A 10,850-nucleotide genomic window follows, 5' to 3' on the forward strand; every position below is an offset into this window, starting at 1 on the left:
AGGAGCTAAGCCAGGCCCTTATCGCGTCGAGCTTTCCCAATGCTCAGTGTCTGCCTGTCGGTCAGCCCGACGGAGGACGAGATGCATTCGTCCTCCGTCAAATGATTTCAAATACCATGGCGCGGAATCCCGCGAAGGATTTAATTGTATTCCAAGTAAAGTATGTAAAAAACGTCGCCGATACGCGCGATGAACGCGACATGGTTGAAGCGGTTATAAAGTCGGAAAAGGCAAAGGTTGAGAAACTAAAATCTGCCGGAATATCGAAATATTACCTAATAACAAATATAAAGGGTACTTCGCATCTCAATGCGGGATCTATCGATCGCGTAAATGATCTTCTTACAAAAGAGTTCGGGATCGAATCTTATTGTTGGTGGAGAGATGATATCGACCGTCGATTAGACGGAAATGCTAGTGTGAAGTGGAGCTATCCAGAAATACTTAAGGCCACCGATCTTTTGCAGGCCCTTATTGAGGGGCATCTCGGGGAAGATGAGGCGCGTCGCAAATCGGCAATTCGTGCGTACATGACTGCGCAATATGACGATGAGCAAGAGCTAAAATTCAAGCAAACCGATCTGCGCAGTACCATGGTAGATCTATTTGTAGACTTACCGATGAGAAGAACCTACGATCCGGTAGATGTAGATCATATTCAGTCAAGACATGTGCAGCGTTCCGATCTTGCCAGATACGCTAACTCAATCTCACTCAGAGAGTTAGAAGACACGCTCAATTCTGCTGAATATTTTCTAACAAGTAACACAATTAATGTCTCTCAGCGAATAGTACTGGAAGGCGCTCCAGGTCAAGGTAAATCGACGGTAACGCAGTTTATATGCCAGGTTATGAGAATGAAGCTCCTTGGAAAGGGGCAAGATATTCTATCTATACCGGAAGCATTGCGGGCAACGGCGGTTAGAATTCCCTTCCGGGTCGATCTCCGCGACCTCGCGAAATGGATTGCTGGAACCGATCCATTCCAGCCGCGCCCTACGGATCTGGACGAGAAGGAACCGAGATCGCTCGAAGGATTTCTTGCTGGTCAAGTCCGTTTCCTGTCGGGAGGGCATGAGTTTAATGTTTCGGATCTGTCTGCCGTGGCGCGCGCCAGTCACATGCTGCTCGCTCTCGATGGATTCGACGAGGTTGCTGATGTGGAGCTCAGGAAGCAGCTCGTCGCCGAAATCACAAAGGGCTCTGCCCGTCTCGTGAATGCTGGCAGCTTCTCTGTCCAAACTATCGTGACCAGTAGACCAGCGGCCTTCGCAAAATCAATTCGCTTCCCGAGAGAACAGTGGGTCTATTTTGAGCTTTTGCCGCTCGAACGAAATCAAGTCGACGCCTATGCGGCTAAGTGGATGAAGGCAAAGGGCATTAAGGAGGCTGAGAGACTTCAACTATCAAAGATCCTTGAATCTAAATTAGCTGAGGCTCACACCCAGTTTCTCGCGAAAAATCCGATGCAGCTTACAATCCTGCTGTCATTGATAAATAATAGAGGTGCTTCTCTGCCGGAGAAGCGGACGGCCATGTATGACGCTTACATGGATATGTTTTTTAGCCGAGAGTCTGAAAAAAGTAATATAGTGCGAGATAATAGAGAACTGCTGATTGATATTCATCGATATTTAGCCTGGAAATTGCAGACGGCTGCCGAGGGCGGTGAAAACGGCAGTATTGAGCGTGGCGCGCTTCGCCAAATGTTGCTGATATATCTCGACTCGCAAGGTGAGGATACCGGCATAGTCGGCGAATTATTCGATGGAATTATAGAGAGGGTTGGAGCACTGGTCTCCCGTGTTCAGGAGACATACGAATTTGAGGTTCAGCCGTTACGTGAATACTTCGCTGCACGTCATTTATATGAAACCGCGCCCTACTCGCCAGCAGGAGACGAAAAGAACGGCACGAAATTAGATCGCTTCGATGCCCTGATTAAAAATCCTTACTGGCTAAATGTTGCGAGGTTCTACGGCGGATGCTTCAGCAAGGGAGAAATATCCGCACTAGTGGACGAGCTGACGGAGCTTTCCGGAACCAGCTCATTCAGCATTACGAGTCATCCGCGTAGCGTGGCGCTTATGCTTTTGTGCGATTGGGTATTCACCCAATATCAGCCGGCCGTCAGGCGGATTGTAGCATTGGTTGGTCAACATCCTCAACTTCGCCAACTATTGGCAAACGCAGAGGCGGGTGCGGGCGGTTGGTCGTCGCTGCCCGATCGCAGTGGTCGAGCAGAGTTCCTAGATATCCTTTGGGGTAGAATTTCTGCGGCAAAACAAAACGATGAGAAATACGCTCTCGCTTCAGCCATTACTCGAAACTCACCAATCAGAGAGAGAATTGCAAGGTGGGAAGCGTCAAGAGAAAATTTTGACAATCTTAATTGGGCACGGTTGGGTCGTTTGCTTGGCGTGTTCCATTCAGAAGACCTATACGATGGGGCTATATTGGAAGGCGGGTTTGACGAATCAATTGTGATATCTCTTCTTGAAAGTGAACGTTTCGACATATTGGAAAAATTTGCCGAAAAGGCTGCGGTCAATGTAATGCTTAATTCAATCAGATTGCCTGGTTATGTAGGGGCTGATGCGCCGGGGAGAATTGGGTGCATCGCTGCTATGTTGGGGTTCAATCAGTATGCTATTGCTCTGAACGACGAATCTGGGGTGCCACTGAAGCACGCTCTTGATCGACGAAATAGAATGGGCCGATCGGAGAAGCGAAAGCCTGGTGGAGATTGGCGAAATAAAGTCAGCGCAGAAGAGCTGAATGCCTTAGAGGCCTACGATAATTTCCTCAATACCCCAACAACAGTGACCTCCACTACGCTTGAGCCGTGGGTGAAGCTTGTTGAAGCTATGCGTCGAGCTTGGGGCGATAGTCCGGCTATTGATCGCATCGCCTTCATGGCGTCCGGCGTTCGATCAAAAGAAGCGTTGGGCGTTGACTCCGGTTTGAAGGGTGCCCCCAACCTCGTGGCAGTTGCCCGTTTTGTTCGGCTGAAATCCGGTGCGCCGCGTTGGTGGGCAGACCGACTTAGCGAGGAGACGTCTTCGGCAGAGCGTCGGCGCTTACTACTTTTGCTTTGGTTGTGGGCCACACCAAAGACTATTTTGAAGATATCCGAGAGTATCTCGAATGCATTGAACTCTCTGCGCGAGACGGATTGGATTGAACTTTGTCGCGATTATCACTGCCTTGAGGGGCGTCTTAAGGACAAAACTCCTATATTCATTTCTGACATTGAAGTCACATCGATGACCCGTTATGGGGCGCGGTCAGCTATGTTTATGGGGATGAGGGTGGGGCGAAGGGCACAAGTAAAATTTGGGGCTTATATCGCCGATGCCGCAGTCAAGACCGCCGGTAGCCCTGAACTCCAGTTCGCCATGGATACGATCCTGGGATCAAGCCGAAAGGCCGGAGAGTTGCGGTCGAACCTCAATCGCATCGAGTGTCTTTATTCTCGTGGTGCATTGGCTCGTCACCCATTTACCGAAGATCTGGAAATGTCGACATTTATTGCCAAGCGGATATCGGAAGATCCAGAGCGCTACCCTCTGCCTCTTGTGTCACAGGCCGATAGCCATCTGCGATCGTTGTTTGGAGCGTCAGCATCAAAACTTCTAGATGTGGCAAGCCGAGAACGATGGTTCCAGTAGGAGCCAAATCCCCTAAATAAAAGAAACAAATCTGTTGGAAAACGATTTTCCTGCTTCTTTATAATCGTCGGTAAAATTTATTTGCCTCGATATCATAGACGCGCAAATTTGGGTTTGCAGAGTTCTAAGTTAGTCCTACCTAACGGAGCGCGTTTCAAATTGCTGCAATTTTTCAGAATTGCATCCTCTGGACGGCCGGTGATCTGACGAATTTTTTCATGTAGCGCGGCCAGCGTCTGGCGGTGAATCGAGGTTGAATTCTAGTGCCATGGTGGCATTTACAGCCTTTAGATGTCGTGAAGGTCGGGCCATGGCTATATATTCCAGAGTTCTAAATCGGTCTGTTATAAACAGGCGGGCTTAGAGATAGAAGGACGCTAGGCTTGGACGCTCTCTTCTATCCGACGCTATCACTGCCAGGCTCAGCTTGGACTAATCCAAACCTTCTCTTCTTCGATGAGATTGGCGTTATCGCGCCGGATGCGGACCCGCGGGAACTCTTTGACGGTCCTACGCGCATGCTCATCGACTTTGGATTGGTGCGCCCGGTGGAACCACGTCGGTTTGGGCTCGACGACGAAGCAGACGGTCACGTCTTGAGCCACCTGCTCGGCATGGCTCAAGGCCCGCAAAAGCGGAATGAAGTCGCTCGCATTCATCTGGGCAAACTAGCTTACGGACGGTTGTCGTCAGAATTATGTGATCTCAAGCTTCTCTGGCCATCGTACCGAAGCGACTGGTTGGAAGGTCCCGCATGGGTGGTGGAATACGTGATGAGCGTATTCGCAACACGGATGGCGCTGCATCCGCAATTAAACGCATCATTACTGACGAACCAGCGTGCTGCGGAGCGTTTGGTCGCTGGTGTCGCGATGGGGGAACAAACGAGGTGGTCGCGTCGAATGCGAGCGGTGATGCGTCTGCTACCGATCGGACCAGGCGCGGAGATTGCCGAAATAGTGCGCTTCAAAGAAACACATGCGCGGGAATTGCGCTCTTTCCGGAGTCTGATTGAAAGTCTTATTCGGCGTTCGCCGGACGGTGAAGCCGGTGAATTCGACTTTGCGGCTCGGCTGCGACAGGCAGAAATGCTTCGAGATCACCTTGTGGGCGAGGTTTCGGCGATCCGCACAACCGCACCACCACTTCCCATCGCACTATCCATCGCGGGCATGGTCGCTCCACTGGTAGAAGCATCGTACGCTTCGGCAGGAGCAGCGTTAGCTGGAATCGGTTACCTACTGCATACGCGCGGTTCGGCAAGGACACGTGAGCGCACAGCTTATGATGATAAGCTTGTGTATGCTGCTCTTGCCGCGAATTCCTTCGCCCCTCGACGGAGTGACGATATTTTGGCGTAGCCCTCGTGGCTAGAACATCTTGAGTGGGCAGCGTATCCCTTTGATCACTGAGGATGACCGCTGACGGCGCTCGGCGTCTAAGAGTCTGGAATCTGGCGGGGCACCAATGGGGTGACTTTGGGCACCGCAACTCCTTCATTCGCTGTCCTTGGCCGCAAATAGCTTGGGTATCGACAATTTCTCGATCTTACGAACCGCGCGCCAGAACGACCAAGGCACGCCCTCGACCAATTCCATCAGAAACTCTGCGCTCTCGCCTTCAAACTCGGGCACGTTTTCGGCTTCGATGAAGACGCTCCGCGAATTGCCAGGGCCATTTCCTGGCATCTTGAAGCATAAGGTTCTGCTTGTCGGATCCCCACTCCGTTCGCGCATTCGTGTTAGCCGCAGAATTGCCCGGCGATACACTCTCGGCGGGGCGCTCTCAGACTGAGCCATCGACACTGCCTTCCCGAAATCACCGCCCAGATCAGGGCGGGATCGACGCGCGCCAACGCGTCGACCGACGAGTTCCTCCTCGTCACGTACCGCCGTCGATCGCCGACGGATCGTCCGCCCGGACCCCGGGGCGGCGGACTCATACGCGCCAAGAGGAGCCTCGCGCAAATGAATTGTTCTCGAAATGTTCTCACCTCGCCCCTCGCCGCAGTTTCGCCGGCCGAACCCGCGGCGCCCTGGATCGGCGGCAAACGCCACCTTGCAAAGCGCATCTGTCAGATCCTTGCCGATACCCCGCATGACGCCTACTGCGAGCCGTTCACGGGTATGGGCGGTGTGTTCCTGCGCCGCGCCGTTCGACCAGGATTAGAGGTCATAAATGACGTCTCGGGAGACGTCGTCACGCTCTTCCGGGTCCTGAGGAGCCATCCCGAGGCGCTGCTTCGCGAGCTTCGCTGGCGCCCGGCGATGCGAGTCGAATTTGATCGGCTGAAAGGTGCGGCCGCCTACGATCTGACCGACATCGAACGCGCCGCCCGGTTCCTCTATCTCCAGACCTTGGCGTTCGGCGGCAAGGTTCGCGGCAGAAATTTCGGCGTCGACCCGGTGAAGCCGCACAATTTCGACCTTGTTCGCCTAGAGCCGCGTCTGCGCAGGATCCATGACCGTTTGGCCGGGGTGGTGATTGAGAACCTGGATTGGGCGGACTTTATTCCCCGCTATGATCGTCCAGGCACACTGTTCTACCTCGACCCACCCTACTACGGCAGCGAGGATGACTATGGCCGAGAGATCTTCGCCCGTGCCGATTTTCAGCGATTGGCCGACCATCTGGCTCGAATTCAGGGCCAGTTCCTCCTGTCGATAAATGACGTACCCGAGACGCGAACCGTGTTCGCCTGGGCTGAGATTGAGGCGGTCAACACGGTCTATTCGGTCAGCGGAAGCGCACAGGCTGGGCCTGCGAAAGAACTCCTGGTGAGCAGTTCAGGGGTCAGGGCATCGACGCGCCAGCCAAGCCTATTGTGAGAACGCGCGTGGAACAAAGTCCGGGGATATTCCGGGACTTCGGGTCCCGAACCTTGCCATTGTTCGTATGTTGTTCCCATTTTCATCGAAACAAGGGAAGGGGTGCGCGCCCTTAATGCCTTGATTTATAGGGAAGAAATGGCGCACCCGACACGATTCGAACGTGTGACCTTTGCCTTCGGAGGGCAACGCTCTATCCAGCTGAGCTACGGGTGCATCCGCCTTGCGGAAGCGCGGTCTTAGCCGAAAGGCGCGCGGGGCGCAAACGCCTCTGTCAGCCTTTCGCCAGATAGATGAAGCGCACGATGAACAGGGCCGCCAGGACCAGCAGCAGCCAGTCGCTCCGCCGGATCTGGCCCTTCAACAGTTTCAGCAGGGCGTAGCTGGTGATGCCGAAGGCCAGGCCGTTGGCGATCGAGAAGGTCAGCGGAATGGTGATCAGGGTCAGGAAGGCCGGGATGGCCACGCTTGGATCGGCCCAGTCGATCTCCGCCAGCGACCCGATCATCATCGCCCCGACCAGGATCAGGGCCGGGGCCGTGGCGGCGGCCGGGATGGCCTGGACCAAGGGCGCGAAGAACAGGGTGGCCAGGAACAGGAGGCCCACGACCACCGCCGTCAGGCCCGTGCGGCCGCCGGCGGCGACCCCGGCGGCGCTTTCGATATAGCTGACCACCGTGCTGGTGCCCGCCGCCGCCCCGACCATGGTGGCGGCCGAGTCGGCCAGCAGGATGCGGTTGAGGCGCGGGATCGAGCCGTCAGGCGCCACCAGGCCAGCCTTCTTGGTCACCGCCACCAGGGTGCCGACATTGTCGAACAGGTCGACGAACAGGAAGACGAAGATGATCTCGACCATGGCCAGGCCCAGGCCGCCCTTGAGGTCGAAGGCGCCCGCCACGTCCATCTTGAAAGCGGTGGCGGCCAGGGCCTCAAGGCTGTAGCCGCCGGGCGCCAGCCGGCCTAGGCCCAGGGCCCAGCCGGCGGCGGCGGCCAGCAACACGCCGATCAGGATCGCGCCCTTCACCCGCCAGGCCTGCAGGGCGGCGATGGCCAACAGACCCACCAGGGCCACGATCGCCGTCGGGGTGGTCAGGTCGCCCAGGGCCACGGTGGTGGCCGGATCGGCGACGATGATGCCGGCTTCCTTCAGGCCGATGAAGGCGATGAACAGGCCGACCCCGGCCGCGACGGCCGAGAACAGGGGCCGGGGAATGGCCCCGACGATCAGTTGACGGATCCCGGCCACGGTCAGGATCAGGAAGATCACGCCCGACAGGAATACGCAGCCCAGCGCCGTCTCCCAGGGCACGCCCATGCCCTTGACCACGGTGAAAGTGAAATAGGCGTTGAGGCCCATGCCCGGAGCCAGGGCGATCGGATAGTTGGCGATCAGGCCCATCAGGATCGAGCCGAAGCCCGCCGCCAGGCAGGTGGCGGCGGCCACGGCGGCGACCGGCATGCCCGCCTGTCCCAGGATCGCTGGATTGACCACCACGATGTAGGCCATGGTCATGAAGGTGGTGACGCCGGCCAGCACCTCGGTGCGGATGGTCGTGCCCTGTGCTTTCAAGCCGAAGATGCGTTCGAGCAAGGCGTTTCCCCCATGATCTGCCCAGGCCCCAGACTCGGGCGCGTCGGCGCGCGATGCAAGGGGCGTCGAGCGTGCAACCGGGCCCAAGCCTGGTCTATGGTCGCCGCCGACTCACCGACAGCGCCGAAGGACCCCCATGCGCCTGATCCATTGTGCTCCTGATGCTGCTGGCCACGCCGGCCCTGGCCGCCGAACGGCTGGACGCCACCCCGCGCACGGCGGTGATCAGCGCCTTCCCGCCCGAGATGGTGGCGCTGGAGGCGGCGACCACCGGCAAGGTCGAGCATGTGGCCGTGGGCACGCGGTTCATCACCGGCGAGCTGGAGGGTCGCCCCGTGGTGCTGTTCCTCAGCGGCGTCAGCATGGTCAATGCGGCCATGATCACCCAGGCGGCGCTGGATCGCTTCGCGGTCAGCCGGATCGTGTTCTCGGGCGTGGCCGGCGGGGCCGATCCGGACCTGGAGGTCGGCGACGTGGTCGCGCCCGAGCGCTGGGCCCAGTCGTCCGAGATGGCCTATGCTCGCGCGGTCCCCGGCGGGTTCGCGCCGACGACCGGCCTGACCGCCGGACTGCCTAGTTATGAGATGATGTATCCGCGCGCCGTCACCGTGCATCGCGACCCGGCCGTGGCCGAGGAGCGTCTGTGGTTTCCCGTCGACCCGGCCCTTCTCGATCTCGCCAGGACCACGGTTGAAGGGCTTTCGCTGCAGCGCTGCGTCGCCAGCCTGTGCCTGAGCAAGTCGCCGCGGGTGGTGGTCGGCGGGGCCGGGGCCTCGGGGCCGGTCTTCGTCGACAACGCGGCGTTCCGGCAATATGCCCACGCGACCTTCGGCGCGCGGGTGCTCGACATGGAAAGCGCCGCCGTCGCCCAGGCGGCCTATGTCAACGGCGTGCCGTTCATCGCCTTCCGCAGCCTGTCGGACTTGGCCGGCGGCGATCCGGCCGACAACCAGTTCCCGATCTTCGTGCGGCTGGCGGCCGACAATTCCGCGACGGTGGTCCGGGCCTTCGTCAAGGCGCTGCCCTAGGCGACAGCCCGGGCGGCGGCGGACCGCGGGGTCAGGTTCGCAGCGGATCCTTGGCGTTGGGATCGCCATAGGTCAGCGACACGAAGACATCCTCGAGGTCGGGGTCCTCGGTGGCGATGTCCTTGATGTGCAGGCCTTCGGCGCGGACGGCGGCCAGCACCTGCTCGACGCTGGACTGGCCGGTGCGGTACGAGACCGAGAAGGCCCCCGCGCCCCGCAGCTTGGTCTCGAACCCTGGCAGCACCGGCGCGCTGGTCACCGGCGTTTCCGGCGTGACCACTACATTGCGAATATCCATCCGGCTCAGCAGGGTCGCCGTCGGCTCGCAGACCACCACCTCGCCGCGATTGACGATGGCGATCTGGTCGCAGAGTTCCTGGGCTTCTTCCAGATAGTGGGTCGTCAGCACGATGGTCACGCCCAGCTTGTTGAGGCCGGTGACATAGCTCCACAGCTGACGGCGCAACTCGACATCGACCCCGGCGGTCGGCTCGTCGAGGATCAGCACCGGCGGCTGGTGGACCATGGCCTTGGCCACCATCAGGCGGCGCTTCATGCCGCCCGACAGCTGGCGGACATAGGCGTCGGCCTTATCGCCCAGGCCCAGGGCGTTGAGCAGCTCGGTCGTCCGGCGCTCGCTCTTTGGCACGCCATAATAGCCGGCCTGGACGTCGAGCGATTCGCGCGGCGTGAAGAACACGTCGGTCGCCAGCTCCTGGGGCACGACGCCGATGGCGGCGCGGGCGTCGCGCGGCCGCTGGTCGATATCGCGGCCCCAGATCCGCACCGTGCCGCTGGTCTTGCGGGTCAGGCCGGCCAGAATGTTGATGAAGGTCGACTTGCCCGCGCCGTTGGGTCCGAGCAGGCCGAAGATCGATCCGCGCGGCACCTTCAGGTCGATGCCGTTCAAGGCCAGCTTTTCGGGCGAGGTCTTTGTGGCGGGATAGGTCTTGAACAGGCCTTCGGCTTCGATCGCGTAGGCGGGGAGGTCCATGGAACGTCCAGATGCGGCCGGAAGGGCCAGAAGAAGGGGCGCGGCGACGCGGCTTGATTGACGGCGCCGCGACCCGTCGCATAGGTATGCCTGGTTCGCCGCCACGCCAAGGCCGCGCTCTGAATTCGAAGGTTTTCCCAAATGGCGCTCAAGGCCAAGCCCGTGACGCAAGCACCGACCGCACCCACCGCCATGGATGTGACCGTGACCGTGACCGAGATCGGGGCGGGTCCCGCGCCCGAGACCGTGGTGGTCCGCTCGCACCGCATCGCCTGCGAGGGCGTCGGCGGGGCCCTGGGCCATCCGCGCGTCTGGCTGGAAATGGGCGCGGCGGGTTTCGTCGATTGCTCCTATTGCGACCGCCGCTTCGTCGCCGCCACGACCGCCGGCCATGACGAGGATGAACGCCTCGCCCCCGGCGTCTATGAAGGCTCCGGCGGACACTAGGTCGTGACGGAAGCCTCGCGCCGGGCCGAGACCCTCGCCAAGGCCTGGGCCGCCGCCGAGTGGCCGCAGGAAGCGCCGGTGCTGCGGGCAATCGCCATGCCCGCCGACACCAATCCCGAAGGCGACATCTTCGGCGGCTGGGTGCTGTCGCAGATGGACCTGGCGGCGGCGTCGATCGCCTTCCATCGCGCGGCCGGCCGCTGCGCCACGGTCGCCATCGACGGCATGACCTTCATCAGCCCGGTGTTTGTCGGCGACGAGGTCAGCCTGTTCGCCCGGGTCATCCACACC

General features: G+C 59.2%; 9 protein-coding genes and 1 tRNA gene. 6 read left to right on the top strand and 4 right to left on the bottom strand.

Annotated elements, in window-relative coordinates; translation table 11 throughout:
- The first annotated feature begins 101 nt into the window (after nucleotides 1-101).
- Nucleotides 102-3,671 (top strand): NACHT domain-containing NTPase, encoded by a 3,570-nt coding sequence (locus tag CSW58_RS13640; protein WP_161494542.1) that lies wholly within the window; start codon nucleotides 102-104, stop codon nucleotides 3,669-3,671.
- Between the two features lie 383 nt (nucleotides 3,672-4,054).
- A complete protein-coding gene (locus CSW58_RS13645; RefSeq protein WP_143755046.1) occupies nucleotides 4,055-5,032 on the top strand; it encodes a hypothetical protein in 978 nt (325 codons plus the stop codon).
- A gap of 135 nt (nucleotides 5,033-5,167) precedes the next feature.
- On the opposite strand, the gene CSW58_RS14645 is transcribed toward CSW58_RS13645, so the two are convergent.
- Entirely contained in the window at nucleotides 5,168-5,305 is a 138-nt protein-coding gene (locus tag CSW58_RS14645) for a hypothetical protein (protein ID WP_236627592.1), read from the bottom strand.
- A 333-nt stretch (nucleotides 5,306-5,638) separates the two neighbouring features.
- On the opposite strand from CSW58_RS14645, the gene CSW58_RS01780 reads away from it, so the two are divergent.
- The gene (locus CSW58_RS01780) at nucleotides 5,639-6,499 is read left to right on the top strand and encodes a DNA adenine methylase (protein ID WP_099446074.1); all 861 of its coding nucleotides are present in this window, start codon (nucleotides 5,639-5,641) and stop codon (nucleotides 6,497-6,499) included.
- A 139-nt stretch (nucleotides 6,500-6,638) separates the two neighbouring features.
- Here CSW58_RS01780 and CSW58_RS01785 read toward each other — a convergent pair.
- Together CSW58_RS01785 and CSW58_RS01790 are read right to left on the bottom strand one after the other, a co-directional pair.
- A tRNA-Arg gene (locus CSW58_RS01785) sits at nucleotides 6,639-6,715 on the bottom strand.
- Between the two features lie 58 nt (nucleotides 6,716-6,773).
- Nucleotides 6,774-8,090, bottom strand: a complete 1,317-nt coding sequence (locus CSW58_RS01790; protein ID WP_099446075.1) for an NCS2 family permease — start codon at nucleotides 8,088-8,090, stop codon at nucleotides 6,774-6,776.
- A gap of 161 nt (nucleotides 8,091-8,251) precedes the next feature.
- On the opposite strand from CSW58_RS01790, the gene CSW58_RS01795 reads away from it, so the two are divergent.
- The gene (locus CSW58_RS01795; RefSeq protein ID WP_099446076.1) at nucleotides 8,252-9,118 is read left to right on the top strand and encodes a 5'-methylthioadenosine/S-adenosylhomocysteine nucleosidase; all 867 of its coding nucleotides are present in this window, start codon (nucleotides 8,252-8,254) and stop codon (nucleotides 9,116-9,118) included.
- A 31-nt stretch (nucleotides 9,119-9,149) separates the two neighbouring features.
- Here the strand turns inward: CSW58_RS01795 and CSW58_RS01800 are convergent, their stop codons facing one another.
- Nucleotides 9,150-10,112: an ABC transporter ATP-binding protein gene (locus tag CSW58_RS01800; protein WP_099446077.1), complete on the bottom strand. Its 963-nt coding sequence runs from the start codon at nucleotides 10,110-10,112 to the stop codon at nucleotides 9,150-9,152.
- Nucleotides 10,113-10,253: 141 nt separating this feature from the next.
- Here CSW58_RS01800 and CSW58_RS01805 point away from each other — a divergent pair, with 141 nt between their 5' ends.
- Together CSW58_RS01805 and CSW58_RS01810 are read left to right on the top strand one after the other, a co-directional pair.
- Nucleotides 10,254-10,559, top strand: coding sequence for a zinc-finger domain-containing protein (locus CSW58_RS01805; protein WP_369825054.1), 306 nt, complete (start codon nucleotides 10,254-10,256; stop codon nucleotides 10,557-10,559).
- 78 nt (nucleotides 10,560-10,637) lie between these two features.
- Nucleotides 10,638-10,850 (top strand): acyl-CoA thioesterase (locus CSW58_RS01810; protein WP_369825055.1); only part of this gene is annotated, 213 nt, incomplete at its 3' end.

This window comes from Caulobacter sp. B11 (assembly GCF_002737765.1).
Taxonomy (GTDB): domain Bacteria; phylum Pseudomonadota; class Alphaproteobacteria; order Caulobacterales; family Caulobacteraceae; genus Caulobacter.